We start from the raw sequence: 25,494 nt of genomic DNA, 5'->3' as shown, positions 1-25,494 counted from the left end.
AACGAAGCCCACTGCGCCCGCGGTGGGTTTTGTTTTAAAGGCCGGCGGTTCATGGAAATGGGGCCGCGCTTTCGTGATCCGAAAGCCTGCCCACCTGAAAATCTTTAAAACCGTCACCAGCGGTTCGCTGGCAGAAGACCTGTGTTCAAAGTGGGTGAAAACCCATACAGCCCAGGCCGGAAAATGACTCCACCAGTGAAATGCGTCTCAGGTTTTTAGGAGCTTTGTAATGCCTGACATCTATCACTTCTTCCAAATGCTGGTTAACGGCCTCAACGTTGGCAGCACTTATGCCCTGATCGCCATCGGCTATACGATGGTTTACGGCATTATTGGAATGATCAACTTCGCCCACGGCGAGGTGTACATGATTGGTTCCTATATTGCGTTTATCGCCATCGCCGGCTTGACCATGATGGGTCTGGACAGCGTGCCACTTCTGCTGACTGCCGCGTTTCTCGCCAGCATTGTGGTTACCAGCGCCTACGGCTACAGCATCGAACGGGTTGCCTACCGTCCCTTGCGTGGCAGTAATCGGCTTATTCCGCTGATTTCTGCCATCGGCATGTCGATCTTCCTGCAAAACACCGTACTACTGGCACAAGACTCAAAAGACAAATCAATCCCCAACCTGATCCCTGGCGGCTTCACCTTTGGCCCTGGAGGCGCTAGCGAAGTTATCGTCTCCTACATGCAAATTGTGGTCTTCGTCGTCACCTTCCTCGCAATGCTCGGCCTGACCATCTTCATTTCTCGTTCACGTATGGGCCGCGCCTGCCGCGCCTGTGCCGAAGACATGAAAATGGCCAACTTGCTGGGTATCAACACCAACAACGTGATTGCGCTGACCTTCGTGATCGGTGCTGCCCTGGCAGCCGTTGCTGCGGTGCTGATCAGCGTGCAGTACGGCGTGATCAACCCCAACGCAGGTTTCCTGGTAGGCCTTAAAGCCTTTACCGCTGCGGTATTGGGTGGGATCGGCAGTATTCCTGGCGCGATGCTCGGTGGCCTGGTACTCGGTGTGGCTGAAGCCTTTGGTGCCGATATCTTCGGCGACCAATACAAAGACGTTGTGGCTTTTGGCTTGCTGGTGCTGGTGCTTCTGTTCCGTCCGACCGGCATTCTGGGGCGTCCGGAGATTGAAAAAGTATGACTAGGAATCTTAAGTCGGCGCTCTTCAGCGCCCTGTTGGTCTGGGCCGTCGCCTACCCGGTACTCGGTCTGAAACTGACTATCGTCGGGATCAACATTGAAGTTCACAACACCAGTACCTTCACCCTGAGCGTGATTGCGATCTGCTCCTTACTGATGTTTGTGCGCGTGTTGTTCAACCAGCAACTGACCACAGCCTGGAAGAACTCACCCAGCCTGCCGAAAGTGCCTACCAAGGCCAGTTACTTCCTGACCCTGCCCAGCACTCAACGCTGGATCATACTGGGCCTGGTGGTCATTGCATTGATCTGGCCGTTCTACGGTTCGCGCGGTGCAGTGGACATTGCCACGCTGATCCTGATCTACGTCATGCTCGGCCTGGGCCTGAACATCGTGGTCGGCCTGGCGGGTCTGCTCGACCTGGGTTATGTCGGGTTCTATGCCGTGGGTGCCTATACCTACGCGCTGCTCGCGCATTACTTCGGGCTGAGCTTCTGGATCTGCCTGCCATTGGCTGGATTGATGGCGGCAACCTTTGGCTTCCTGCTTGGCTTCCCGGTGCTGCGTTTACGCGGTGACTATCTGGCTATCGTGACCCTGGGGTTCGGTGAAATCATCCGTTTGTTCCTGCGTAACCTGACGGATATCACCGGTGGGCCAAACGGTATCAGCAACATCCCGAAACCAACGCTGTTCGGTCTGAGTTTCGACAGAACCGCCGCCGAAGGCATGCAAACGTTTCACGAGTACTTTGGCATCGCCTACAACTCGATCAACAAGGTCATTTTCCTGTACCTGATCGCGCTGGTGCTGGTGCTGTTGGTGTTGTTCGTGATCAACCGCCTGCTGCGCATGCCAATCGGTCGCGCCTGGGAAGCACTGCGTGAAGACGAAATCGCCTGTCGCGCCTTGGGTTTGAATCCGACAGTTATCAAGCTTTCAGCCTTCACCTTGGGTGCTACTTTTGCAGGTTTTGCTGGCAGCTTCTTTGCCGCACGCCAAGGCCTGGTAACACCGGAATCGTTCACCTTCCTTGAGTCGGCGATCATTCTGGCCATCGTGGTACTCGGCGGTATGGGCTCGCAACTGGGTGTCATCCTGGCAGCTGTGGTGATGATCCTGTTGCCGGAAATGATGCGTGAATTCAGCGAATACCGGATGCTGCTGTTCGGAGCCCTGATGGTGCTGATGATGATCTGGCGTCCGCAAGGTCTGCTGCCAATGCAACGTCCTCACCTGGAGCTGCGAAAATGAGCCGCGAGATACTGAAAGTCAGCGGCCTGAGCATGCGCTTTGGCGGCTTGTTGGCGGTGAACGGCGTGGCCCTGACCGTCAAGGAAAAACAGGTAGTGTCGATGATCGGCCCTAACGGCGCCGGCAAGACCACCGTGTTCAACTGCCTGACCGGTTTTTACAAACCGTCGGCGGGCACGATCCTGCTCGATGGCCAACCTATTCAAGGGTTGGCTGGCCATGAAATTGCGCGCAAAGGGGTCGTTCGTACCTTCCAGAACGTGCGATTGTTCAAGGACATGACGGCCGTTGAGAACCTGCTGATTGCCCAGCATCGTCACCTCAACACCAACTTCCTGTCGGGCCTGTTCAAAACCCCGTCGTTCCGTAAAAGCGAACGCGATGCCATGGATTACGCTGCGTATTGGCTGGACAAGGTCAACCTGACCGAGTTCGCCAACCGCCCGGCGGGCACCTTGGCCTATGGCCAACAACGACGCCTGGAAATCGCCCGTTGCATGATGACGCGTCCGCGCATCCTCATGCTCGACGAACCGGCAGCGGGCCTGAACCCCAAGGAAACCGAAGACCTCAAAGCGCTGATCAGCATTTTGCGCAATGAGCATAACGCCACCGTGCTGTTGATTGAGCACGACATGAAACTGGTCATGAGCATTTCCGACCATATCGTGGTGATCAACCAGGGCACACCTTTGGCTGACGGGACGCCGGAACAGATCCGTGACAACCCTGAAGTGATCAAAGCCTATTTGGGGGAAGCGTAAATGCTGCAATTTGAAAACGTTTCGACCTTTTACGGCAAGATCCAGGCCCTGCACAGCGTCAATGTCGAGGTACGCCAGGGCGAAATCGTCACCCTGATCGGCGCCAACGGCGCTGGCAAATCAACCCTGATGATGACGTTGTGCGGTTCGCCGCAAGCTCACAGCGGCAGCATTCGTTATATGGGCGAAGAGCTGGTGGGGTTGACCTCGGCGCAGATCATGCGCAAAAGCATCGCCGTTGTACCTGAAGGGCGTAGGGTATTTGCTCGCTTGACCGTGGAAGAGAATCTCGCCATGGGCGGTTTTTTTACCGAGAAGCATGAGTACGAAGAGCAAATGGACAAGGTTCTGCACTTGTTCCCACGCTTGAAGGAACGCTTCATTCAACGCGGCGGCACCATGTCCGGGGGCGAACAGCAAATGCTCGCGATTGGCCGGGCGCTGATGAGCAAACCCAAGCTGCTGTTGCTTGATGAACCGTCACTGGGGTTGGCGCCAATCATTATCCAGCAGATTTTCGACATCATCGAACAACTGCGAGATGAAGGCGTAACCGTGTTTCTGGTGGAGCAAAACGCCAACCAGGCACTGAAAATTGCTGACCGAGCCTACGTGCTGGAAAACGGCCGTGTGGTCATGCAAGGCACTGGCGAGCAATTGCTCAACGATCCGAAAGTGCGTGACGCGTATCTGGGCGGCTAAACCTGCCTGCGATACAGAACGGCCCTTCGGGGCCGTTTTTTTTTGCCCTGAAGGCAGCGTTTTGGTTAAAGCTGGTTAATGGCCTCACCACTGCGCTGAAACCAACCCACGAGGTAATCCGCCAATACCTGGGTGCGTTTGGGTAAGCCGCCCTGATAAGGGTGAACCAGATACATGGGATTACTACGCGTTTGATAGTCACGCAACAACCCGCATAAACGCCCATCCGCCAATTCGGTACTGAGCATGTACGAGGGTAGCCGGGCGATGCCAGCACCGATCACGGCGGCCTTTTTCAGCAAGCTGTAGTGATTGCTGGCAAACGGTCCCGAAACCCGCACCCGATGCAGTTCATGCTGACGGTGGTACTGCCATTCTTCGCGACCGCTGTAGTGACTGTTAAGCAGGCAACGGTGCTCGGCCAGTTGTTGAGGCGTGGTCGGTTCGCCGTATTGCTCAAGATACGCGGGGCTGGCGCAGGTAATTTCGTGCCAGTTAAGTACCAGCTTGGCCACCAGTCGCTCGTTGCTGGCAACCTGCGAGCGGATCGCCAGATCAAACCCCTCCCGCGCCATGTCGCGGTAACTGTTATTGAGTTCAAGCTCAATTTGCACCTGTGGGTACTCGCGGGAGAACTCCAGCAGCAGCGAATCAAAAAAGGTTTCGCCCAAAGACACAGGCACGGTCATACGCACCGGGCCAGCCATATCGTCCTTGAGTCGGGCCAATGCCTGACGCGCACGTTCCACTTGTACGACCAGTGCCTGGGCCTGAGGCAATAACGCTGCACCCGCAGCCGTCAGGCTCAAACGCCTTGTGGTGCGGTGCAGCAACACCACTGAAAACTGTGCCTCCAACTGACTGATGCGCTTGGACAGTTGTCCCTTGCTGCAACCCAATTGCTGAGCGGCCAAAGTAAAACTGCCAGCGTCGATCAATACCGCAAACGCCGCCAAGTCATCCATTTCGCTCATGGATTGTTTCCATATGAAAACCAAAGGTTGCCTATTAGTGCGCTTATCGCGCTAAAAAACCACCCCTAGACTGAGCGCTCACCTCATCCATAAAGGTACACACCATGAAAATCCTGTTGATTGGCGCTCACGGTACGATTGGTTCAGCTATTGATCGCGAACTGTCACCGCGCCACGAGATCGTGCGCATCGGCCGCAAAAGCGGCGATTTTCAGGTTGATATCAGCGACAGCGCATCGATTCGCCAACTGTTCGAACAAACCGGACGCTTCGATGCACTGATCTGCGCGGCTGGCAATGTCAGCTTTGTGCCACTCATGGAGATGAGCGAGAAAGATTTCGCCCTGGGCTTGCAGGACAAACTGATGGGCCAGGTCAACTTGCTGTTGATCGGTCGCGAGTTTGCCAACGATGGTGCATCGTTCACTTTCACCAGTGGCGTCATCAGCCGTGAGCCGATTCGCACCGGCAGTTCGGCGGCACTGGTCAACGCGGCACTCGACGGTTTCGTAAAAGCTGCCGCCATTGAGTTGCCACGCGGGCTGCGGGTTAACTCCGTAAGCCCTACAGTGCTGGAAGAAGCAATGGAACACTACGCGCCGTACTTTCGCGGCTTCAAGCCCGTAGCGGGCGCCGATGTGGCCCTGGCCTACGCCAAAAGCGTAGAAGGCCTGCACACCGGGCAAACCTATCCAGTCGGCTGACCCAAAACCCAACGTTTGGGCCCCATGAACCCGTGTGGGAGTCGTCGCACCGCCGCTCCCACATGGTCGAGAAACCCTCCCCATCCACCCTCCCCCCTTGTGATGCACGGCGAGCCTGAGTAACGTGGCGGCTCCAGTCAGGAGTCCCAATGATGCGTGCTGTTCGTCCCTTGGTTTTGTTTGCCCTGCTGCCCGTGTTTGCGGGCTGCCAACTGCTTAACAGCAAACCTGCTGACACCAACGCTGGTCTGACCCGCTTGCAAGGTGAGCTGGTTTCTTCCAATGACCAGCTCGTGTTTCAACCGTGCGTCGGCCAACAGCGCTACGTCGTACGCGACAGCGCCAATACCACCCTGGTGCAAGACGCGTCTTACATGCCCAATTCTCCGGGCAAGTTGTTCGCCGATATTCGCGGCCGCTTTGTCGCCAGCCAGACACCCGGCACTGACGGTGAGGTCGAGCTGCAGCAGCTCTATCGCCTGGAGCGCAGCAACAGCGCCTGCCAGGACCCGAACTTCAAGCAACTGACCGTTCACGCCAACGGCAATGGCCCAGCGTGGGAAATACAGGCCGGGGGCAAGGGTATGGTGCTTAAACGCGAAGGCCAGCCAGACTTGGCTCTGCCGTACGTTGAAGAACAGGTCGGTGATGGCCGTTTCTCCCTGTCCACTGAAGCCAACAACCAGCACATCGAGCTGTGGGTTGCCCCACAACGTTGCACCGACAGTAGCAACGGCAGCGTGCAGCATCTGGGTGCCGAGCTGCGGATCAACGGTCAGATCCAGCGCGGTTGCGGTTATTTCGGTGGCGCGCGTAACGACTAGCCGACAACTGTTGCCGCATATTGCCTCGAAGCAGCTTACAATTGGCGGTTCTGCCAGGGTTTACCTGGCCCCCCGATACTGGACACTGTCATGTTACGAATTACCGAACTCAAGCTGCCGATCGACCATCCCGAAGAAGACCTGCGCCCTGCCATCCTGCAGCGCCTGGGTATTGAAAGTGATGACCTGCTCGATTTCACCTTGTTCAAGCGCAGCTACGATGCGCGTAAAAAATCGTCCGAATTGTGCTTTATCTACACCATCGATCTGAGCGTGCGCGATGAAGCACCGCTGCTGATCAAGTTCGCGGACGACCGTAACGTCAATCCAGCGCCAGACGTCAGCTACAAAGTTGTCGGCCAGGCCCCCCAGGATTTGAGCGAACGCCCGATTGTGGTGGGCTTTGGCCCCTGCGGTATTTTCGCCGGGCTGCTGCTGGCACAAATGGGCTTCAAGCCGATCATTCTTGAACGCGGCACCGAAGTTCGCCAACGTACCAAGGACACTTGGGGCCTGTGGCGCAAAAACGTGCTCAACCCCGAGTCCAACGTGCAGTTTGGCGAAGGCGGCGCAGGCACGTTCTCGGACGGCAAGCTCTATAGCCAGATCAAAGACCCGAAACACCACGGCCGCAAAGTGCTGCACGAGTTTGTCAAAGCCGGCGCACCGGACGAGATTCTCTACGTCAGCAAACCGCATATCGGTACATTCCGTCTGACCGGTGTGGTCGAGAACATGCGCCAGCAAATCATTGCGCTGGGCGGCGAAGTACGCTTTCAACAGCGTGTGACTGACGTACTGATCGACGACGGTCAACTGACCGGTGTCGTCTTGGCTGACGGTGAGCAACTGAACTCGCGTCATGTCGTCCTGGCCCTGGGCCACAGCGCCCGTGACACATTCCGCATGCTCCACGGTCGTGGCGTGTACATGGAAGCCAAACCGTTCTCGGTGGGTTTCCGCATTGAACACCCGCAGTCGCTGATCGACAGCGCCCGTCTGGGCAAGTACGCCGGTCACCCGAAGCTGGGTGCTGCCGATTACAAACTGGTACACCACGCCAAAAACGGCCGCTCGGTTTACAGCTTCTGCATGTGCCCTGGTGGCACCGTGGTTGCCGCCACCAGCGAACCGGGTCGCGTTGTGACCAACGGCATGAGCCAGTACTCGCGTAACGAACGCAATGCCAACTCGGGCATCGTGGTCGGCATCACGCCAGAAGACTACCCGGGCGGGCCATTAGCCGGGATCGAACTGCAGGAACGCCTGGAGGCCCACGCCTACGTCCTGGGCGGCAGCAACTACGAGGCTCCGGCGCAACTGGTCGGCGACTTTATTGCCGGCAAGCCGTCCACGGCCCTGGGCACTGTCGAGCCGTCCTACAAGCCGGGTGTATCCCTGGGTGATTTGGCTCTGGCTCTGCCGGACTTCGCCATTGAAGCCATCCGCGAAGCCTTGCCGGCGTTCGAGAAGCAGATCAAAGGCTTCTCGATGCATGACGCGATCCTGACCGGGATCGAAACCCGCACCTCGTCGCCGCTGCGCATGACCCGTGACGCGTCAATGCAAAGCCTTAACGTCAAGGGCTTATTCCCGGCAGGCGAAGGCGCAGGCTACGCAGGCGGGATTCTGTCGGCAGGTGTCGACGGGATCCGGATTGCCGAAGCTGTGGCTCGCGACATTCTGGGCATCGAAGCGTAAGGCCCAGTCGAGGCTTGCTCAATACTTGTAGCAGTTGCCTAAGGCTGCGTTCGATTGCGAAGCAATCGTAAAACCTGAACCCGGCGTATAACTGATAAGTCGGGGTCGCTGATTTTACGACGGCTTCGCCGCAGAACGCAGCCTGCGGCAGCTGCTACAAGAGCATCTTCAAATCCCCGCCCGCAACACTCCAGCAGGCAATGCCGCGCCCTGCTCCACACAGGCTTTGACCGCGCCGATCAAGCCATCCAGCTCATAACCCTGGGCCTTGAGCCACTGCGCATCGTAGTAGGTGGTGGCATAACGTTCGCCGCCATCACACAAAATCGCCACGATTGATCCGCTCTCGCCGCTCGCAACCATATGTTGCGCCGCGATCAGTGCGCCGATCAGATTGGTTCCGCTCGACCCTCCGACCCGCCGCCCCATGCGCTGCGCCAAATAATGCATGGCCGCCAGCGACAAGGCATCTGGCACCTTGACCATCGCATCGATCACTTTCGGCAAAAAAGAAGCCTCAACCCTGGGCCGACCAATACCTTCGATACGTGAACCGCAGTCCAGACGCAAATTGGCATCACCACTCAGGTAGTAGTCGAAGAACACCGAACGCTCGGCATCTGCGCACAGTACGCGAGTGTGGTGCTGGCGATAGCGCACATAGCGCCCCAACGTCGCGGTAGTACCGCCCGTGCCCGGACTGGAGATCAACCAGCTCGGCTCTGGGTGACGCTCAAAGCGCAGTTGCTGAAAGATTGACTCGGCGATGTTGTTATTCGCCCGCCAGTCCGTGGCCCGTTCGGCATAGGTGAACTGGTCCATAAAATGGCCGCCGGTCTCCAGTGCGAGACGCTCGGACTCGGCGTGAATTTGCGTCGGATCTTCTACCAGATGGCTTTGGCCGCCATAAAAGGCAATTTGCTCAATCTTCGCGGGCGAGGTACTGGCAGGCATCACGGCAATAAAGGGCAAACCCAGCAGCCTGGCAAAATAGGCTTCAGACACTGCCGTTGAACCGCTGGAAGCTTCAATGACCGGGGAGCCGGCTTTTAGCCAACCATTACACAGCGCATACAAAAACAGCGAGCGCGCCAGACGATGCTTGAGGCTGCCCGTGGGGTGACTCGATTCGTCCTTGAAGTACAACTCGATACCCGGCAACCCCGGCAGCGACACAGGAATCAGATGGGTGTCAGCGCAACGCTGAAAATCCGCTTCAATCGTACGAATGGCTTCGCGGGCCCACTGGCGATCTTGGTTCATTGAGGGTGGCTCGGTGGTAACAAGAAGGAAAAGCACAGCAGCGCGTGCAGTAAAGAACAACTAATCCTAAGGCATTTCCTACGGCCGCTACAGACACAAAACAGACTCAATTTGACACACAACTGCTAGGCTCTTTAGCGATGTGAGATCACGCTCCCGCTTATAACAAAAAAGAATATAGTTTTTGTTTTAACAACTATCCCCACAGGTTAGGGTGTCGCACCCTTTACTTAATCGATGGAGAGCGACCTTGCCTCTGCGTAGCACTTTCACTCGTTTCTTTCAGTTGGAAGCTGCCAGCGGTCTGCTGTTGATTGCCGCGGCCGCTCTGGCTCTGATCATCAATAACTCACCGCTTTCCCACTACTACACGGCCTTTCTGGACGTACCGGTAGCGGTACAGATCGGCGCCCTGCAAATCGCCAAGCCTTCGCTGCTGTGGATCAACGATGGCCTGATGGCCTTGTTCTTTCTGCTGATCGGCCTGGAGGTCAAACGCGAGCTGCTCGATGGCCAGCTGTCCAAGCCCTCGCAAGTCGTGCTGCCCGGTGCAGCCGCGATTGGCGGGATGGTCGTACCGGCACTGATCTACTGGTACATCAACAAGGACTACCCGGACGCACTCGGTGGCTGGGCGATCCCCATGGCCACCGACATCGCCTTCGCCCTCGGCGTGCTGGCCTTGCTCGGCAAACGTGTGCCGGTATCGCTCAAGCTGTTTCTGATGACCCTGGCGATCATCGATGACCTGGGCGCAATCATCGTGATTGCGGTGTTCTATTCCAGCGAACTGTCCGGTGTGTCGTTGATGCTGGCAGCCGCGTGCCTGGTGGCTCTGATTGCGATGAATCGCATGGGGGTGATCAAGGTCGCGCCTTATATGATCATCGGTCTGATCCTCTGGGTTTGCGTACTCAAAAGCGGTGTGCATGCCACGCTGGCGGGTGTGACCCTGGCGTTCTGTATCCCGCTGCGGACCAAAAATTCCGAACCCTCTCCGTTACTGACCATCGAGCATGCGCTGCACCCGTGGGTGGCTTATGCGATCCTGCCGTTGTTTGCATTCGCCAATGCCGGGGTATCCTTGACGGGCGTCAGCATGCACAGCTTCGTCAGCCATGTGCCGATGGGCATTGCTGCGGGCTTGCTGATCGGTAAGACCGTAGGTGTCTTCGGCTTGACCTGGATCGCCATCAAGATCGGCATGGCAACACTGCCAGCAGGGGCCAACTGGGGCCAGGTACTTGGCGTGGCCATTCTGTGCGGCATCGGCTTTACCATGAGCCTGTTCGTTGGCTCGCTGGCGTTCGTAGCGGGCAGCAGCGACTATGTGGGCATGGACCGCATGGGTATCCTGACCGGCTCGATCCTGGCAGCGTTGATCGGCTATTCCGTGACGCTGTTCTTCAGCCGTAAACAACCGGTAGCGTGACCCTGCTTTAATGTGGGAGCGGGCTGGACCGCAACAAGGGCAACGCACATTACCTGCGTTGCCCTTGTTGCTTGTAAACCGCCAAAAGAGAATATCGTGGCCGAAAAATTTCAGATAGTGCAATACGCGGGCATTACCGTGATGTTTCCGGCAGCGTTGGTCATTGCTGCCTGGCTATGGTCTGCCGCGTCGAAAAAAATCGCTCTTTTGTGGTTGGGCGTGCTGGTGTCTGCGTACCTGATCGTGGGCGTGAGCAAGATCCTGTTCAAGGGCTGGGGCATTGGCCTGCATGATCTGGGCATTGCGGTCTTCAGCGGCCACGCGATGAACGCCTGCCTGGTCTTCACCGTGATGCTCAACCTGTTGTGCCAACAGCTCGATCAACGCTTGCGCTGGCCTGTGCTCGGTGCGGGGTTGCTGGCGACCTGGTGGTTCGCCATCAATTACGTGGCCCATACCATCCACCCACTGCCGGAAGCCATAGCAGGTGCCCTGATCGGCTCGGTTGCCGCGTGTGTATTTTTGTTCAGCCTGAAAAAACACGACATCAGTAACATCCCGCGGCCCGCTTTGGTGATGGGGCTGGCAGTGGTGCTGGCGTTCAACTGCCTGCCTAAATACACGGCTGAACGTTTGCTGGACCGCATAGCCATATCGCTATCCGGGGCAGATCAGGCGTTCAAACATTCGTCCTGAGCCGTTTTAGAGACGTAAAAAAACCCCGGCCAGTTAGCACTGGCCGGGGTTTTGTTTTAGCGCTGTAACCCGATTTACTGGGTAACGCGGCTAGTACCGTCAACGGTCATGATGCGCACGCGCTCGCCGGTACGGAATACCTGGTTCGGCTCAACCTGTTGTACATAAGCGCGGGTGCTGCCGTCGTCTTCACGTACGGTGATTTCTACACCCTGGGTCTTGGTCAGACCCGATTCGGCTGCCGAACCCAACAGGCCACCGGCTACTGCGCCGATAACAGCTGTCACGATGCTGCCACGACCGCCGCCGATGGCGCTGCCGCCAACACCACCCACGATGGCACCAGTCGCGGCGCCGATTGGGGTTTTGGTGCCTTCGATTTGTACAGGACGCAAGGCAACGATAGTACCCATACGAACGGTCTGTACACGTCGAGCTTCGTCACGCGAGTAGGTGTCGCCGGTCAAGCTGGAGGTGCAGCCGCCCAACAAGACAGTCATGGTTGAGAAGGCTGCAACTAACAGAACGGATTTACGCATAGGATCAACTCCAAAAGATCAGGGATTCATTAAACTCCGCAGCCAGTGACCTGTCACGTTTCAGCGCGGATAAAAAAGCTCTATTCAGGCCCTGTACAGTAAAAACAGAGCCTTCTTCCATTTCAAAACTTGCGCAAAGCGTAGCTTGTAACAGCCATTTTGCACTGCGCGCGTGCGGCGCAGCTTACGCTTTCAGGGCGCCAGCCGCTCACGCGTCCAGATACTGCCGTCACTTCGATAGTTAAGACGGTCGTGCAAACGGCTTGGACGGCCCTGCCAAAACTCGATCCGTTGCGGCAGTAGCCGGTAGCCACCCCAGTGTTCCGGGCAATGCGGTTGGGTGTCGCTGAAGCGCGCTTGCGTGGCCTCAAGCAACTCGACCAGCTCGTCCCGATCCGCAATCACCTGGCTTTGCGGCGAGGCCCAGGCCCCGATCCGGCTACCCAAGGGGCGCACTTGATAATAAGCATCGGACTCTTGCGGCGTCACCTTGACCACTTGCCCCTCGATACGCACCTGGCGCTCCAGGGTTGGCCAGAAAAAGGTCATTGCCGCGAACGGACGCTCAGCCAACTGCTGGCCTTTGGCGCTGGTGTAATTGGTGAAAAAGGTAAAACCCTGTTCATCCAGACCTTTGAGCAAGAGCACCCGGCAATGCGGGCGCCCCTCACCATCTACTGTTGCCAGGGTCATGGCATTCGCTTCGACCGGCGGCTGCTCGGTGTTGACCGCGTCGTTGAACCACTGATGAAACAGCGCAAAAGGCTCTTCCGGGGCCTGAGCCTCGGTCAGCCCGTCGCGAGAGTAATCACGCCGCATATCGGCCAGTGCTTGAGTCATGACGCAATCCTTTCCTGAATCAATCAGTTCTTGGCCTGATCGTTGGCTGCCACTTTCTTGTCTGCAGCGGGTTTGGCCTTAGCGACTACTGACTTTTTGGCTGGAGCCGGCTTTGCCGCCTTTTTCGCCGGTGCAGATTTTTTCGCTACGACGCCTTTTTTAGCCGGTGCCGCTGCCTTCTTCTTGGCAACCGAAGGTGCCACTGCAGGCTGTACCGCGACCAGATCGGCTGGCGACAGGGCTGGCTGGCTGTACTTGCTGACCAGCGCGACCATGGTGGCTTGCGGGGTCATAAGGATTTCAACCCGGCGATTCAACGCACGGCCTTCATTGCTGTCGTTGGCTGCACGCGGCATCACGGAACCCATACCGCGCAAGGTCAGACGGTTACTTTGCAAACCGCTCATGCGGAAGATCGCCGCGACCGACTTGGCACGATCCAGGCTCAGACGGGTATTGGAAGCCATGGCGCCTGCGGAGTCCGCATGGCCAAGTACCAGTACGGCAGTCTTGGGATCGCCTTCAACTACTTTAGCCACACGGGTGAACGGGCCAAGCATCGACGGCATCAGCAAATCCGGACGGGTAGCCTTGAACGAGCTGTCAGCCGCGGCCACGATCACCAGCAGGTTCTCGCGACGTTCCAATTGCAGGTTGGTGTCTTTGATGGCGATACGCAGGCGTGGCTCGTATTCATCCAACCAGGCTTGGGTGATTTTCGGATCCGGCATCGGGATCACGCCAACCGTTGCGCCTTTGGAGTCCTTGGCATCGCTACCAAACGGCCACCACCAGTTCTTGGTAGAGGTTGCAGCAACTGGGGCGACGTCCGCTACTTTGGCCTTTTCAACCGGGGCGTCTTTTTTCGAGGAGTCAGAACCAAAAGGCCACCAGCTAGAACCGCTGTCTTTGGCAACGGTTGCCGGTGCAGCCGCATTTTTTGCAACTGGCACTGGGGCAGCAGCGGTTTTGGCGACTGGCGCTGGAGCCGCGGCAGTCTTGGCAACTGGCGGGGTCACTTTGGTGTCTGCTGGCTTGGCTGCAGCACTGACGCCTTTATCTGCTGGAGTCGACGCCTGGTCGGACGAACCCAACTGCCACCATTTGTGGCCGCCTTCGGCGTCATTCTGTGGAGTTTGTGCGCAACCGGTAATAGCCAGGCAAAGAGCCAGAGCGAGGGTCTTATTAGATGACATTGAATATCCACACAATGAATTAGGAATAAAGAGGCGCTAAGCCCACATAAAAAACGTATTGAAAACAGAAAAGCTACAGAGTTCCGACCTACGGCCTACAAATCTCCTGTTATAGGCACTGAGCCAAGACACTCACCAGCTTTTGCGCCCGTGGGTCCATCAAGACATAAGGCCCCAGAGTATTAGTCACAAAACCAAAGGCTACCTCTCGGTCCGGGTCGGCAAAGCCGATCGACCCACCCGCACCAGGATGGCCAAAAGCCTTTGGACCAAGGCCGAAGGTCGCGTTAGGCACGGTCGGCTGATCCAGCATGCAACCCAGTCCAAGACGGGTCTGGGTGCGCAGGGTTTTATCCTCGCCGAGGCTATGCTCGCGGGTCAGTTGCTCAAGCATCTCGGCTTCGAGCAGGCTGCCATCGAGCAAACCACTATAGAAACCAGCCAGGCTACGGGCATTGCCATGCCCATTGGCGGCAGGCTGTTCCATCCGGCGCCACTCCGGCTTATTGGTGCTGGTCATGATCGAGGGCGGATTAGTGAACGCCCGAGTGCTCATGGATGTCGGCTCGTTCATCATCGCCTTCAACAGACGCTGCGCTGCCGCATCCCCCATAGTGCCCTTGCTCCGAGCAATATGGGCCACCCGGTAAAACTCCTCGTCCGCCAGCCCGACATGAAAGTCCAGCCCCAGCGGCCGGGCTGTGCGCGCCATGATCGACTGACCGGCACTGCGACCGTCGGCACGACGAATCAACTCGCCCACCAGCCAGCCATAAGTGATCGCGGCATAACCGTGACCTTCGCCAGGCGTCCACCAAGGAGCTTCAGCGGCCAGCGCATCAACCATGGTCTGCCATTCATATAACGCCGCAGGCGGCATTAACTCACGCAACGCCGGCAAGCCGGCCCGATGGCTCAGCAACTGGCGCAGCGTGATGGATTCTTTGCCCGCAGCCGCAAACTCAGGCCAGTAGCGAGCCACGGGAACATCGAGTTCCAGCTTGCCCTCTTCCACCAATTGCAGCGCGGTGACAGCGGTAAAGGTTTTGGTACAGGAAAACAGATTCGCAATAGTGTCTGTATGCCACGGTTGCTCACCGTCCTTGTCAGCCGTACCGGCCCACAAGTCGAGTACTGTTTCGCCACCGATCTGGATGCACAGTGCTGCGCCGCGCTCTTGCGGATCATTAAAAAGATCGGCAAACGCTTCGCGTACTGTTTCGAACTTAAGGTCGTGAAAACCCTGAATCTGCACCCGCACCTCCTGGATCAAGCATGGCTCTACAAGGCGTGCATTGTTCCAGCACCAGTAAGATTTTGAAACAGAGCAAACAGCTCAGAGCGCACAATTTTTGTGCGCTGATGAGTCGGCGCGCAAAGTATCAGCACCGGAGTGGTTTTTTTGTGAAAAAGGTAAACCCTGCCGGGCACAAATCCCGCTTAAAGCGAGGCGTAGACCCCGCGCTGCAGATTTTTTGGTGCCCAAGCCATAACGCATGGTTGCAGGCTTAGTGACCTTTACCCGAGTGCCCCCCAGCATGTCCCGCGCCAGAGCTCCCGCCACTGCCATCATCAGAGGCATGCACCGGGGCTTTTACTGTTTTTTCAGCTTGGGTCTGAGCTTTTGCTGCTTCCTGGCTCAACTGGTCAAGAGCTTGCAGGTTAGCCTTGCGCACGCTGTCAACAAAGCCGGTAAACGGCAAGTCGGTAATGCCGATCATGCCGAAGTGGCCGTTCTCGCCATCCAGCAAGCGGCCGGTTACAGGCTGGTCCAGATACTGGAACCAGTGCACGCCGACAATCGATGGCTCAGCCACGGCCTGTTTGAGAAATTTACTGTAAGCCGGGCCACGGGCATCTTCGTTGGCCACCTCGGTCACACCCCCCCAGAACGGGCCACGGTCGCGGGAACCGAAGTTGAACTCGGTAATCATCACCGGTTTGTCCAGTTCGCGCAGTTTGGCGAAGTCGTAGCCGTCCTGCGGTTGCAGGGTATAGAAGTTGAAACTCAGGACATCACAGTACTTGGCACAGGATTCTACGGCTTCTGGGGTGCTGACGGCGAAGCGCCCGCCCAGCAGCAAGTGATTCGGGGCATGCCATTTCAGCGAATCGGAAATGGTCTTGAAGTAGGTGTCGGCGAAAACTTTTTGGAAGTACTTATAGTCAGCTTCGATTTCCGGGTGCTCGGCATTAGGCAAAGGCGCCTCGAAGCCCGGATCTTCCATCAGTTCCCACGCCGGAATATCGACACCCCAGGCCTTGGACAGACCTTGCTGGTTGCGGTACTTGTCGCGTAACTGCTTGAGAAATGCACGCTTGGCCGGTGCGTCGGTGGTCATGCGCAGAGTGCCAAAGGCCAGCGCATAACGCGACTTAGGGTCATCTCCCGGGCCAGCCCAGGCCAGTTCGTTGTCGGCAAAGTAGCCAATCAACCAGGGATCATCCCGATGGTCACGCGCGGCAATGGCCACGGCACGCTCGGTGGCCATGGCAAAGCGCGGGTCAAACGGATCAGGCATGCCGCCCCACCAGTCAGTACCGGTACTGATGCTGGTGTAGTCGCCAACAATCGACAACGGCAAGGTGTAAGGCACACGATCATTGAGGCCCAGTTGCGGGTCGCTCCAGTTACCAATCGTGTTGAACCCCCAGGCTTGCAGGCGATCCAGGGTATGGGTTTGCCAGCGTTTGGCATCAAAGACTTGCGGCGCACACGGAATGGCAGGGTCACTGCCAGGTTCTGTCTTGGCTGTTACGCAAGGCTCGCCATAGATCCGTTGCAGGTTGGCGCCATAGAAGTTGTACCAGCGCCCAGCGTTAAAACCACGTCCCTGCGAGGCACCATTACCGTTGTTATTGTTCCCGGCACCGTAATAGCCGGCCAGTGCAGTACCGTCCTTTGGCAAGTCGGTGAACATCCATTCACGCCCTGCAACGTAGGTCTGGCTATCGCTGGCCGTTACTGAGTTCAGGCCCAACGAGTAAAACGGGTGGCCTTCAGGAGTGATCAGGTTCCAGCGGCCATTGCGTTTTTCGGTACGAAAGAAACCGGTCGCGTCAAATGCCGGGCCCTTGAGCCAGCCGCCAAACTTGTCCTGGTCAGCACGGCTGGCCAGCCAACCCTTGATTTGCTGCTGTTCCTTGGCTGCCGCGGCCTTGAGCTGGTCGTCATTGGCAATTCGCTCAGGCCATTTGGCCCGGGTCGACTGGCCATAGCCGTCGACAATCGAGCCATACACGGCCTTGATCACGCCATCGCCGTCCTGCACCCCAAAGCGCTCCAGCAGAATACTTTGCGCGGCGGTCGGTTGCGGTATCGACAAGCTCACAGAGACCACTTGGCTCAGATCAATTTCACCCTGGCTGCTGGCCAGCAAAATGCGCTGACCATCAACTGTCATCGGCATCGGCGGACCAGCGCGCATGCCCTGGCTATGCGGCGTATTGGCCTTCAATGGCAACAGCAGCGTCTGCGCCGGGCCTGCAGGCAGGTCGACGCGGCTGATCAGGGTTTTGCCGTTACTGCTTTGTACGGTCACGTCCAGAGTGAGCGCCCAGTTCATGGCGTTCTGGATGCGCAGGGTCATCATCCCCGACTGCGACCAGTCCCACACCCCGGTTTGCGGCGTTAAACGCAGGCTTGGCGCTGCAGCCGGGTTAAAGATCACACGACGCAGCACTTCGCCTTCGGCCGTTTGCTCCGCATTGTATTGCGGCAAACTCGCATCCACGGTTGCCACTTGCACTACATCGGCCGGGCGAACGAAATTGAACAGGGTTTGTTGACCAGCAGGCGCCGCCAGTAACGGGGTCGTAACCAGCAACGCAAAAACAGCAGACAGCGAACGGCGAATCATATGGATCTGGTTCTCCCAAACGGCCGAAAACGGACCTGTGAGGTGGTGAAAGTCAAAGCATAGACAGCAAAGTCGACGATAACGCCGACTCGCGCTTAAGAAATTTCGCGCCTGAATGGCGGCAGTGCATTAAGAATCGCTTTGCCGTAGCGCTGAGTGACCAGTCGCCGATCCAGCAAAGTGATGGTGCCGCGGTCCTGTTCGGTTCGCAGCAGACGCCCGCAAGCCTGTACCAGCTTGAGCGAAGCGTCGGGCACCGAAATCTCCATGAAGGGATTGCCGCCCCGCGCTTCGATCCACTCGGCCAAGGCCGCTTCGACCGGATCATCCGGCACCGAAAACGGAATTTTGGCAATCACTACGTGTTCGCAGTAGGCGCCGGGCAAGTCCACACCCTCGGCGAAACTGGCCAGCCCGAACAGCACGCTGGAGTCTCCGCCATCGACCCGCGCCTTGTGTTTGTTGAGGGTCTCCTGCTTGGACAGGTTGCCCTGGATAAACACCTGTTTACGCCAGTCACGCTCCAGGCCGTCGAATACGTCCTGCATTTGCTTGCGCGATGAAAACAGCACCAGCGTGCCCCGCGAGCCTTCGACCAGACCAGGCAGCTCGCGAATGATCGCCGCCGTGTGGGCTGTGGCGTCGCGCGGGTCAGCCTTGAGGTCCGGCACTCGCAACACCCCTGCATCGGCGTGATGGAAAGGGCTTGGCACCACCGCCGTTACAGCGGTTTTTGGCAGACCCGCACGCATGCGGAATCGATCGAAAGTGCCCAGCGCAGTCAGGGTTGCCGATGTAACGAGCACCCCATAGGCCACGTTCCACAGGTTACGGCGCAACATTTCAGCAGCCAGGATCGGGCTCGCGTTGACTTCGATATCAAACAGCGAACCGCTTTCAGCCAAGGTCAGCCACCGAGCCATTGGCGGGTTGTCTTCAGGGTCTTCGACGGTAAACGCGGTCCATAACTCCCAGTTGCCCTGGGCACGGGACAGCAGGCTGCCAAACAGCGGATACCACTCTTCGGCCTGGTTGCTGGTGATGCCGATGTTGACCTCACCGTCCATGCCGTCCTTGAGAATCTCGGTCAGCCGGGTGAACAGATCGGTCAGGCGCGAAAAGCCCTTTTTCAGTTCGATGCCCATTTCACGCATGTGATCGGGAATCAAGCCGCCGATAAAGCGATGGCGCGGGCGCTCACGGCCCTCAGGCTCTTCGCCTACTTTAAAGTCGGCAATTTGCTCACAGGCTGTGAACATGAACTGTTGCTGGGCCTTGATCTCTTTGGCCAGCTCCGGCACTTGCTCCAACAAACGCCCCAGATCGCCCGGCAACGGATGCTGGGCAAGCAGTTTGGTGAGGTTTTTGGCGGTTTGCTCAAGCCAGTCGGCCGTAGAGCGCAAACGGGTGTAATGGGCGAAATGGCCAATGGCCTTGTCAGGCAGGTGATGGCCTTCGTCGAACACGTAGACCGTGTCACGCGGGTCAGGCAACACCGCGCCGCCGCCCAGGGCGAGGTCCGCCAGCACCATGTCGTGGTTGGTGACGATCACGTCCACCTTACTCATGCCTTCACGGGCCTTGTAGAAGGCACACTGGCCGAAGTTGGGGCAGTGACGGTTGGTGCATTGACTGTGATCGGTGGTCAGACGCGCCCAGTCCTGATCTTCAAGTGCCTGGGGCCAGCTGTCGCGGTCGCCGTCCCATTTGTTGCCGGCCAGCTTCTCGATCATGCTGGTAAACAGCTTCTGGCTGGCCTCATCGACTTCAATCTTGAAGCCTTCCTCTTCAAACAGCTGCGCCGTCGCGGTTTGCGCGTGGCCCTCTTGCAGCAGCATGTCGAGTTTGGACAGGCACATATAGCGCCCACGACCTTTGGCCAGCGCAAAGCTGAAATTCAGCCCGCTGTTACGCATCAGGTCGGGAAGGTCCTTGTAGACGATCTGTTCTTGCAGCGCGACGGTCGCCGTGGCAACTACCAGCCGCTTGCCTGCAGCCTTGGCCACAGGAATCGCTGCCAGGCAGTAAGCCACGGTTTTACCGGTACCGGTGCCCGCCTCAACGGCGACCACAGCCGGGTCGCCACTGCGGTGGTTTTCTTCGTCGGTGTCGATATCGCCCAGCACTTTCGCCACTTCAGCGATCATCAACCGCTGACCGTAACGTGGCTTGAGGCTCTTGGATTCGAGAAAACGCGAGTAAGCGCCCTGGATCTGGGTTTTGAGTTCGGTACTAATCATGATTCTTCGGGCGCAAGAAACGCTGGATAAATTTTCAGTGGTTCGAATGGCCGCTATCATACCCCGCTAATTCATCCCGCGCCGAACGGAGTACCCCCATGACTGCCTTTGCTCTCACCTACAGCCTGCATGTATTGGCCGCCTTGATCTGGGTGGGCGGCATGTTTTTCGCCTGGATGATCCTGCGCCCAGCGGCTATCACGGCCCTTGAAGGCCCTGCGCGGTTAAAGCTGTGGGTTGAAGTGTTTCAACGTTTTTTTGTCTGGGTATGGATCGCGGTGGTGATTTTGCCGATAAGCGGTGTGGGCCTGTTACAGATGCGCTTTAACGGTTTTGAAACGGCCCCGCGCTATGTGCAAATCATGATGGGGTTGTACATAGTGATGGTGGCCTTGTTTATCCGCATTCAGTCACTGCAACTGCCTGAATTGCGCAAAGCCGTCGAAGCTCAGGCGTGGGCTGAAGGAGCTGTGGTGATGGGCCGGATTCGGCGCCTGGTGGGGTGCAACCTGATTGTGGGGCTGGTGTTGGTGACGATTGCCGCGGCACGGCCGGGGTTTTAAGAATAACAACTTGTAGCAGCTGCCAAAGGAACGAGGCTGCGTCCGGCTGCGAAGCAGTCGCAAAATCAGAAATTGCGCTATATCAGTTAAACCCGACTCTCAGGGTTTACGACCGCTTCGCGCTCGAACGCAGCCTCGTTCCTTCGGCAGCTGCTACACATTTTTTGCGTACGGCACGGGTTACAACCGCTGAATAGTCACCGCGCCGGCTGTACCGACGTCACCCGGTTGCCCGACCAGGCCTGCGCGACCCGATTTACCGCCATCGGTGCTGTAGACAATACAGCCTTTGGATTTTCCGCCTGCGCCCGGGCGCCCTGCCTCACCGGGTTTACCGCCCGCACCACCGTCTACCCGCACGCTAACCTGCTCGGCCGGGTAGTCGCGAGGCAGTTCGACTCGCACCTGTCCCCCAGCCGCACCCGGATGACCATTGCCACCGTTGTCGCCATCGGCTCCGGAACCCGCCGAACCCCAGGTGCAACCAGGCTCATCACCGTTACCACCATCAAGTCCGACAAAACCCGGCGCCCCCGTACCGCCACGGGCATCGATGGACAGTTGCGGTGCTTGCAGCGACTCAATGCGCAAGCTCAGATCACGCGCTGGCCGAGCAGGTTTTTCGAAGGTCCCGGGAGCGCCACGGGCATTGATTTGGCTGCCTTCGCCCAATTGCGCGTGAGCCACGCGCAACTCGATTGCGCGCTCGGACGGCACCAGGGTGATACGTGCTTCACGGCCCAACTGCAGCTGGTCGATATTGACCTGGGTAACTCCGGCCGGAATCAGCAACGTGCCGTAGTCAGCTACATCCAGTTTTTCCAGGTGCAACACACTGGCATTAGCGGGCAGGCGCATCAGCGAGTTGGCTGCAACCAGTACTACATCAGCGTGGGCAAAAGGGCTGCACAAGGCGGCCAACAAACACAACTTACGCATGGCTGGCGTCTCGTTCGCAGGAGGTTGGAAGGATATGAGCATGGAAAAAACCAAACACAAGCATCAGCAGGCGATCACGCCAGGGATGCGGGCGACCCTGCAGGCGGCTTTTGAACAGCAGTACCTCAAGCACATGAACCAGCAGCAACAGGCTACCGACGAGGTTAATCAATAAATCGAACGGGTTGATCAAGGGCTTGAACAGATTGATCAGTACCAGCCCCCAAAACATCAGCGTCAATGCCTTCCCCAGCCCCCAAAGCACCTTCATATATCCGCCTTCGCATTTTTCTTTGGACGCACATTAACGGCTTGCAGGAGCACGACGCCAGATACCTTTACAAAAAGATTCGCCGCGGGTTTGACCTTACCGATCAAGCTTGCGGCGAACCTTGTCACCCAGTGCCTTTTTAACGAATGATCTGAATCTCGGTCCGTCTATTTTGGGCACGACCCTCCGGGGTGTGGTTGCTGGCAACCGGGTTCGACTCGCCCGCACCGGCCACGGAGACAAACTGGCTGCGCGGGATGCCACTGTCGATCAAGTACTCGACCACCGAGTGGGCGCGCTCTTTGGACAGTTTCAGGTTATAGCTGTCGCTACCGACGCTGTCGGTATAACCCGTGACTTTAAGCTGAGCATTGGCAGCGTCTTTTTTCAGACGTGCGGCAATGACATTCAGTTTGTCCTTGTCGGCAGCGGTCAGTTTGGCGGAGTTAAATTCGAAATGAACGTCACGCACCACGATGGTTTCCTCCTTAACCACCACGGTTTCAACCACAACCACTGCCACTATCGGGCAGCCCGCGGCATCGACTGTCACCCCTTTAGGCGTGTCAGGGCACTTGTCGCGGCTGTCAGGGACGCCATCACCGTCCGCATCGCCGTCGCCGTGTACCCAGCAATACGCTGCGGCCATACCCGCACCAAACACGGCGCCACCCCCGGCCCAGGCGGAGCTTTTTATTGCACCCAACGCCGCTCCTCCTACACCACCGACTGCGGCACAGGTAGGCCAGTCGGTTTTTTGTAAACCGGCACAGCCCGTCAACACACTGGTGAGAACAATCAAAGGTACTGCTGTCCTGATGATGCTCATATTAGGGTCTCTCCTGAGGGGTCGGCGTTTGGCCGATGCTCCGAAAGTAAAGACCCGGGTTGAAGGAAGCGCCAGCATCGTGACAGTACGGGTCTAGGCCGCGAGGCCCGCACAGGCTAGTCTTGAGCACTCTGATTGAGGATTTTCAATGACGCTCGATATTTCCACGCGTACGCCCCAACAAGCGCTGGCAGCACTGCTTGATCGCTATGCGCCACAGCGCCTGCTGGTCGTCGGCGCCAGCAACTTCCCGGCACTGGCCGCCTTTCAGGCCGCGCACCCCGAGGCACTGGTCGCCCAAGCAGCCCCCGGCGCCTTGCCACAGGACCTGGCGGCACAACGCTTTGACCTGGCACTGGTGATCGATTGCCTGGAACACCTGCCAAAGCGCACAGGGCTGGAACTGCTGGGCGGAATTCGCAACCTGAATGCCAGTCGCATCGCCGTACTGGCAGACCTGGCAGCCTGCGATTGGAAAGAAACCGACTTTTTCTCTCTTGCCCTACAAAGCAATGAGCGTTTTCAGCGTGACGAACAAGTACTGACCCTATTTACTTACGACCTACGCGAGTACAAACAAGTACCAGACTGGCTCAATGCCAGGTTTTGGGCCAACCCGGAAAACTTCGGCAAGTATTGGTGGTAACCCAATGAGTACATCCATTTGCCCCTGTGGCAGCGGCAATTTGCTGGACGCCTGCTGTGGGCATTATCACGACGGGCACCCGGCCCCAAGCGCAGAAACGCTGATGCGCTCGCGTTACAGCGCCTATGTGTTGGGGCTGATTGATTATCTGGTCAGCACCACATTGCCTGTGCAGCAAGCCGGGCTGGATCTCCAGGCTATTGCCGACTGGAGCGCGCAGAGCACCTGGTTGGGGTTGACCGTTGAAAACAGCGAAGTGTTCGGCGGCCAGCCTGAACATGGGTTTGTGACCTTCACTGCGCGCTGGCACGACGCCAACGGCGAACACAGCCACCGCGAACGCTCGTCATTTGTGCAAAGTTCAGGGCGCTGGTTCTTCATCGACCCCACCGTACCGCTCAAAGTCGGGCGCAACGATGCCTGCCCATGCTCCAGTGGTCTTAAATTCAAAAAATGCTGTGCCGGCTTTTTCGGTCAATAGACTGATCAGGGGCACGCTCTCTCAGGAGTAAGGAATGGAATCTCGGGCTCGAATAACAAAAACAATTGCCCTGGCTATGATCCTGATGCTGTCGGGATGCAGTTCCTGGTTCGATTCAGGCAACAAAGACCCTGACGTGCACCTGGTGAAGGTTGAACTGGTTCAGGCCAAGCTGCTGGAGCAACGCTTCAAGCTGCATTTCCGGGTAGACAACCCGAATGACTCGACCCTTACGGTGCGCGGCTTGAGCTACACCGTGTACTTGGGCACGATAAAACTGACTGAAGGCGAGCATGAAAAGTGGTTCAGCGTGGAGCCCAACAGCCACGCAGATTTCGTGATCCCTGTGCGTACCAATCTTTGGCCACATGTGCGCCCGCTGGTCAAATTGCTGGAATCACCTGACCGGCCCATCCCGTATCGATTCGAGGGCACGCTGGAAACCGGCCTGTTCTACGGTTACGACGTGCACCTGACGCGTAAAGGCGAGATAATCCCCGGCGATTTTATTCCAGAGTGATTGAGCAATGACCCAACAACCCCACGTTCATGGCCCCGACTGCAACCACGATCATGATCATGGTCACACCCATGACCACGACAACGGTCATGTACATGGCCCGCATTGCGGCCATGCACCTCAAGAGCCTGTGCGCAACGAGCTGAAAGACGTTGGCCGCAACGATCCATGCCCATGCGGCAGCAGCAAAAAATTCAAGAAGTGCCACGGCGCCTGATCCTTCCGGAAGCCCTGCACACGCCGCACCTGCCTTGAGCACGTGCGGCGTTTGTGTTTTTGCTTTATGAAAAATCCGCTTCAGAAGCCAGCACTTGCTTTCATCCGACGCGCTTTTGGGAGTAAAACTGACAGCCCATGTAGCTGCGTGAAAATCCCCTTCTGGAGCCCTTCATGATCGATCTTTATTACTGGACCACGCCCAACGGCCACAAAGTCTCATTGTTTCTTGAAGAAGCTGGCCTGCCCTACAAGGTTCACCCGATCAATATCGGCAAAAACGAACAGTTTGCTGCGGATTTTCTCAAGATTGCCCCGAACAATCGTATTCCTGCCATTGTCGATCAGGCACCGGCAGATGGCGGCGAACCGCTGTCGCTGTTTGAATCCGGCGCCATCCTGTTATACCTCGCGGAAAAAACCGGGCAGTTTTTGCCCCAGGATCTGCGCGGTCGGCAAATGGCACTGCAGTGGCTGTTCTGGCAGATGGGCGGCCTGGGGCCAATGGCCGGGCAAAATCATCACTTCAATCGCTTCGCGCCTGAAAAAATCCCTTATGCGATCAAACGCTACACCGATGAAACCGCCCGCCTGTATCGCGTTTTGAACAAACAGCTGGAAGGCCGGGAATTTGTCGCTGGAGCCGAGTACAGCATCGCCGATATGGCGATTTACCCGTGGATCGTGCCCCATGAATTCCAGGGCCAGAACCTGGATGACTTCCCGGCATTGAAGGTGTGGTTCCACCGCGTCAAGGCGCGCCCAGCAACAGAACGTGCCTACGCGCTGGTAGATAAAATCAACCCGCCCAAGTAACCAAATCAGGCTGTGTGTAGCCGCTGCCGCAGGCTGCGATGGGCCGCGGAGCGGCTCTGTGATGTGAAGGCC

At 57.5% G+C, this 25,494-nt stretch carries 26 protein-coding genes; 15 read left to right on the top strand and 11 right to left on the bottom strand.

Going from position 1 to position 25,494, the window contains the following annotated elements:
• Positions 1-229: 229 nt before the first annotated feature.
• Genes livH through N7D90_RS05135 form a run of 4 tightly spaced genes read left to right on the top strand, consistent with a single transcriptional unit; the run spans position 230 to position 3,872 of the window.
• The gene (gene livH, locus N7D90_RS05150) at positions 230-1,153 is read left to right on the top strand and encodes a high-affinity branched-chain amino acid ABC transporter permease LivH (RefSeq protein ID WP_261741167.1); all 924 of its coding nucleotides are present in this window, start codon (positions 230-232) and stop codon (positions 1,151-1,153) included.
• Positions 1,150-2,406 (top strand): high-affinity branched-chain amino acid ABC transporter permease LivM, encoded by a 1,257-nt coding sequence (locus N7D90_RS05145; RefSeq protein WP_261741166.1) that lies wholly within the window; start codon positions 1,150-1,152, stop codon positions 2,404-2,406. Before livH ends, N7D90_RS05145 begins: the two co-directional genes overlap by 4 nt.
• Positions 2,403-3,170, top strand: a complete 768-nt coding sequence (gene livG / locus N7D90_RS05140; protein WP_261741165.1) for a high-affinity branched-chain amino acid ABC transporter ATP-binding protein LivG — start codon at positions 2,403-2,405, stop codon at positions 3,168-3,170. Before N7D90_RS05145 ends, livG begins: the two co-directional genes overlap by 4 nt.
• Entirely contained in the window at positions 3,171-3,872 is a 702-nt protein-coding gene (locus N7D90_RS05135; protein WP_261741164.1) for an ABC transporter ATP-binding protein, read from the top strand.
• Positions 3,873-3,937: 65 nt separating this feature from the next.
• On the opposite strand, the gene N7D90_RS05130 is transcribed toward N7D90_RS05135, so the two are convergent.
• Entirely contained in the window at positions 3,938-4,846 is a 909-nt protein-coding gene (locus tag N7D90_RS05130) for a LysR family transcriptional regulator (RefSeq protein WP_261741163.1), read from the bottom strand.
• A 104-nt stretch (positions 4,847-4,950) separates the two neighbouring features.
• Here N7D90_RS05130 and N7D90_RS05125 point away from each other — a divergent pair, with 104 nt between their 5' ends.
• The 3 genes from N7D90_RS05125 to N7D90_RS05115 all read left to right on the top strand — a co-directional run bounded on the left by N7D90_RS05125 (position 4,951) and on the right by N7D90_RS05115 (position 8,075).
• Positions 4,951-5,550: a short chain dehydrogenase gene (locus tag N7D90_RS05125; RefSeq protein ID WP_261741162.1), complete on the top strand. Its 600-nt coding sequence runs from the start codon at positions 4,951-4,953 to the stop codon at positions 5,548-5,550.
• Positions 5,551-5,702: 152 nt separating this feature from the next.
• Complete coding sequence (locus tag N7D90_RS05120) at positions 5,703-6,374, top strand: COG3650 family protein (RefSeq protein ID WP_261742382.1); 672 nt, start codon at positions 5,703-5,705, stop codon at positions 6,372-6,374.
• A gap of 90 nt (positions 6,375-6,464) precedes the next feature.
• Positions 6,465-8,075: an NAD(P)/FAD-dependent oxidoreductase gene (locus N7D90_RS05115; protein WP_261741161.1), complete on the top strand. Its 1,611-nt coding sequence runs from the start codon at positions 6,465-6,467 to the stop codon at positions 8,073-8,075.
• Positions 8,076-8,243: 168 nt separating this feature from the next.
• Here the strand turns inward: N7D90_RS05115 and N7D90_RS05110 are convergent, their stop codons facing one another.
• Complete coding sequence (locus N7D90_RS05110) at positions 8,244-9,338, bottom strand: PLP-dependent cysteine synthase family protein (protein ID WP_261741160.1); 1,095 nt, start codon at positions 9,336-9,338, stop codon at positions 8,244-8,246.
• A gap of 250 nt (positions 9,339-9,588) precedes the next feature.
• Between N7D90_RS05110 and nhaA the strand changes: the two genes are divergently transcribed.
• A complete protein-coding gene (gene nhaA / locus N7D90_RS05105; protein WP_261741159.1) occupies positions 9,589-10,770 on the top strand; it encodes a Na+/H+ antiporter NhaA in 1,182 nt (393 codons plus the stop codon).
• A 96-nt stretch (positions 10,771-10,866) separates the two neighbouring features.
• Complete coding sequence (locus tag N7D90_RS05100) at positions 10,867-11,466, top strand: hypothetical protein (RefSeq protein ID WP_261741158.1); 600 nt, start codon at positions 10,867-10,869, stop codon at positions 11,464-11,466.
• Between the two features lie 74 nt (positions 11,467-11,540).
• Here the strand turns inward: N7D90_RS05100 and N7D90_RS05095 are convergent, their stop codons facing one another.
• The 6 genes from N7D90_RS05095 to dinG all read right to left on the bottom strand — a co-directional run bounded on the left by N7D90_RS05095 (position 11,541) and on the right by dinG (position 20,141).
• Positions 11,541-12,005 (bottom strand): glycine zipper 2TM domain-containing protein, encoded by a 465-nt coding sequence (locus tag N7D90_RS05095; RefSeq protein WP_095002981.1) that lies wholly within the window; start codon positions 12,003-12,005, stop codon positions 11,541-11,543.
• A gap of 192 nt (positions 12,006-12,197) precedes the next feature.
• On the bottom strand, positions 12,198-12,845 hold the full coding sequence (gene pdxH / locus N7D90_RS05090) for a pyridoxamine 5'-phosphate oxidase (RefSeq protein ID WP_261741157.1): 648 nt from the start codon (positions 12,843-12,845) through the stop codon (positions 12,198-12,200).
• A gap of 23 nt (positions 12,846-12,868) precedes the next feature.
• On the bottom strand, positions 12,869-14,041 hold the full coding sequence (locus tag N7D90_RS05085; protein ID WP_261741156.1) for an OmpA family protein: 1,173 nt from the start codon (positions 14,039-14,041) through the stop codon (positions 12,869-12,871).
• 109 nt (positions 14,042-14,150) lie between these two features.
• Positions 14,151-15,296: a serine hydrolase domain-containing protein gene (locus N7D90_RS05080; RefSeq protein ID WP_261741155.1), complete on the bottom strand. Its 1,146-nt coding sequence runs from the start codon at positions 15,294-15,296 to the stop codon at positions 14,151-14,153.
• Between the two features lie 253 nt (positions 15,297-15,549).
• The gene (locus N7D90_RS05075) at positions 15,550-17,901 is read right to left on the bottom strand and encodes a beta-galactosidase (RefSeq protein WP_261741154.1); all 2,352 of its coding nucleotides are present in this window, start codon (positions 17,899-17,901) and stop codon (positions 15,550-15,552) included.
• A 95-nt stretch (positions 17,902-17,996) separates the two neighbouring features.
• Positions 17,997-20,141 (bottom strand): ATP-dependent DNA helicase DinG, encoded by a 2,145-nt coding sequence (dinG, locus tag N7D90_RS05070; protein ID WP_261741153.1) that lies wholly within the window; start codon positions 20,139-20,141, stop codon positions 17,997-17,999.
• A 98-nt stretch (positions 20,142-20,239) separates the two neighbouring features.
• On the opposite strand from dinG, the gene N7D90_RS05065 reads away from it, so the two are divergent.
• The gene (locus N7D90_RS05065; RefSeq protein WP_261741152.1) at positions 20,240-20,704 is read left to right on the top strand and encodes a CopD family protein; all 465 of its coding nucleotides are present in this window, start codon (positions 20,240-20,242) and stop codon (positions 20,702-20,704) included.
• A gap of 180 nt (positions 20,705-20,884) precedes the next feature.
• On the opposite strand, the gene N7D90_RS05060 is transcribed toward N7D90_RS05065, so the two are convergent.
• From N7D90_RS05060 to N7D90_RS05050, 3 genes are all read right to left on the bottom strand, one after another.
• Positions 20,885-21,643, bottom strand: coding sequence for a collagen-like protein (locus N7D90_RS05060; protein ID WP_261741151.1), 759 nt, complete (start codon positions 21,641-21,643; stop codon positions 20,885-20,887).
• Positions 21,636-21,914, bottom strand: a complete 279-nt coding sequence (locus N7D90_RS05055) for a DUF1145 domain-containing protein (protein ID WP_261741150.1) — start codon at positions 21,912-21,914, stop codon at positions 21,636-21,638. Before N7D90_RS05055 ends, N7D90_RS05060 begins: the two co-directional genes overlap by 8 nt.
• 139 nt (positions 21,915-22,053) lie before the next feature.
• Positions 22,054-22,743: an OmpA family protein gene (locus N7D90_RS05050; protein WP_261741149.1), complete on the bottom strand. Its 690-nt coding sequence runs from the start codon at positions 22,741-22,743 to the stop codon at positions 22,054-22,056.
• 148 nt (positions 22,744-22,891) lie between these two features.
• Here N7D90_RS05050 and N7D90_RS05045 point away from each other — a divergent pair, with 148 nt between their 5' ends.
• From N7D90_RS05045 to N7D90_RS05025, 5 genes are all read left to right on the top strand, one after another.
• The gene (locus N7D90_RS05045; protein WP_261741148.1) at positions 22,892-23,389 is read left to right on the top strand and encodes a DUF6231 family protein; all 498 of its coding nucleotides are present in this window, start codon (positions 22,892-22,894) and stop codon (positions 23,387-23,389) included.
• Between the two features lie 4 nt (positions 23,390-23,393).
• Positions 23,394-23,870, top strand: coding sequence for a YchJ family protein (locus tag N7D90_RS05040; RefSeq protein WP_261741147.1), 477 nt, complete (start codon positions 23,394-23,396; stop codon positions 23,868-23,870).
• A 34-nt stretch (positions 23,871-23,904) separates the two neighbouring features.
• The gene (locus N7D90_RS05035) at positions 23,905-24,390 is read left to right on the top strand and encodes an LEA type 2 family protein (protein ID WP_261741146.1); all 486 of its coding nucleotides are present in this window, start codon (positions 23,905-23,907) and stop codon (positions 24,388-24,390) included.
• A 7-nt stretch (positions 24,391-24,397) separates the two neighbouring features.
• On the top strand, positions 24,398-24,607 hold the full coding sequence (locus tag N7D90_RS05030; RefSeq protein WP_019823514.1) for an SEC-C metal-binding domain-containing protein: 210 nt from the start codon (positions 24,398-24,400) through the stop codon (positions 24,605-24,607).
• A 173-nt stretch (positions 24,608-24,780) separates the two neighbouring features.
• Positions 24,781-25,422: a glutathione S-transferase N-terminal domain-containing protein gene (locus N7D90_RS05025; RefSeq protein WP_261741145.1), complete on the top strand. Its 642-nt coding sequence runs from the start codon at positions 24,781-24,783 to the stop codon at positions 25,420-25,422.
• Positions 25,423-25,494 lie beyond the last annotated feature (72 nt).

Source organism: Pseudomonas fragi, assembly GCF_025426255.1.
Classification (GTDB): Bacteria; Pseudomonadota; Gammaproteobacteria; order Pseudomonadales; family Pseudomonadaceae; genus Aquipseudomonas; species Aquipseudomonas kulmbachensis.
Note: the sequence above shows the minus strand (reverse complement) of the source record. Positions and strands in the feature narration are given on the sequence as shown.

What these genes read in the sequence shown, in the direction of transcription:
- N7D90_RS05115 (WP_261741161.1), top strand. Translation starts at nt 6,465, where the DNA reads ATGTTACGAATTACCGAACTCAAGCTGCCGATCGACCATCCCGAAGAA.
- N7D90_RS05025 (WP_261741145.1), top strand. Translation starts at nt 24,781, where the DNA reads ATGATCGATCTTTATTACTGGACCACGCCCAACGGCCACAAAGTCTCA.
- dinG (WP_261741153.1), bottom strand. Translation starts at nt 20,141, where the DNA reads ATGATTAGTACCGAACTCAAAACCCAGATCCAGGGCGCTTACTCGCGT.
- N7D90_RS05125 (WP_261741162.1), top strand. Translation starts at nt 4,951, where the DNA reads ATGAAAATCCTGTTGATTGGCGCTCACGGTACGATTGGTTCAGCTATT.
- N7D90_RS05110 (WP_261741160.1), bottom strand. Translation starts at nt 9,338, where the DNA reads ATGAACCAAGATCGCCAGTGGGCCCGCGAAGCCATTCGTACGATTGAA.
- N7D90_RS05050 (WP_261741149.1), bottom strand. Translation starts at nt 22,743, where the DNA reads ATGAGCATCATCAGGACAGCAGTACCTTTGATTGTTCTCACCAGTGTG.
- livH (WP_261741167.1), top strand. Translation starts at nt 230, where the DNA reads ATGCCTGACATCTATCACTTCTTCCAAATGCTGGTTAACGGCCTCAAC.
- pdxH (WP_261741157.1), bottom strand. Translation starts at nt 12,845, where the DNA reads ATGACTCAAGCACTGGCCGATATGCGGCGTGATTACTCTCGCGACGGG.
- N7D90_RS05055 (WP_261741150.1), bottom strand. Translation starts at nt 21,914, where the DNA reads ATGAAGGTGCTTTGGGGGCTGGGGAAGGCATTGACGCTGATGTTTTGG.
- N7D90_RS05035 (WP_261741146.1), top strand. Translation starts at nt 23,905, where the DNA reads ATGGAATCTCGGGCTCGAATAACAAAAACAATTGCCCTGGCTATGATC.
- N7D90_RS05135 (WP_261741164.1), top strand. Translation starts at nt 3,171, where the DNA reads ATGCTGCAATTTGAAAACGTTTCGACCTTTTACGGCAAGATCCAGGCC.
- N7D90_RS05045 (WP_261741148.1), top strand. Translation starts at nt 22,892, where the DNA reads ATGACGCTCGATATTTCCACGCGTACGCCCCAACAAGCGCTGGCAGCA.
- N7D90_RS05145 (WP_261741166.1), top strand. Translation starts at nt 1,150, where the DNA reads ATGACTAGGAATCTTAAGTCGGCGCTCTTCAGCGCCCTGTTGGTCTGG.
- N7D90_RS05130 (WP_261741163.1), bottom strand. Translation starts at nt 4,846, where the DNA reads ATGAGCGAAATGGATGACTTGGCGGCGTTTGCGGTATTGATCGACGCT.
- N7D90_RS05040 (WP_261741147.1), top strand. Translation starts at nt 23,394, where the DNA reads ATGAGTACATCCATTTGCCCCTGTGGCAGCGGCAATTTGCTGGACGCC.
- livG (WP_261741165.1), top strand. Translation starts at nt 2,403, where the DNA reads ATGAGCCGCGAGATACTGAAAGTCAGCGGCCTGAGCATGCGCTTTGGC.
- N7D90_RS05120 (WP_261742382.1), top strand. Translation starts at nt 5,703, where the DNA reads ATGCGTGCTGTTCGTCCCTTGGTTTTGTTTGCCCTGCTGCCCGTGTTT.
- N7D90_RS05060 (WP_261741151.1), bottom strand. Translation starts at nt 21,643, where the DNA reads ATGCGTAAGTTGTGTTTGTTGGCCGCCTTGTGCAGCCCTTTTGCCCAC.
- N7D90_RS05095 (WP_095002981.1), bottom strand. Translation starts at nt 12,005, where the DNA reads ATGCGTAAATCCGTTCTGTTAGTTGCAGCCTTCTCAACCATGACTGTC.
- N7D90_RS05085 (WP_261741156.1), bottom strand. Translation starts at nt 14,041, where the DNA reads ATGTCATCTAATAAGACCCTCGCTCTGGCTCTTTGCCTGGCTATTACC.
- N7D90_RS05030 (WP_019823514.1), top strand. Translation starts at nt 24,398, where the DNA reads ATGACCCAACAACCCCACGTTCATGGCCCCGACTGCAACCACGATCAT.
- N7D90_RS05065 (WP_261741152.1), top strand. Translation starts at nt 20,240, where the DNA reads ATGACTGCCTTTGCTCTCACCTACAGCCTGCATGTATTGGCCGCCTTG.
- N7D90_RS05075 (WP_261741154.1), bottom strand. Translation starts at nt 17,901, where the DNA reads ATGATTCGCCGTTCGCTGTCTGCTGTTTTTGCGTTGCTGGTTACGACC.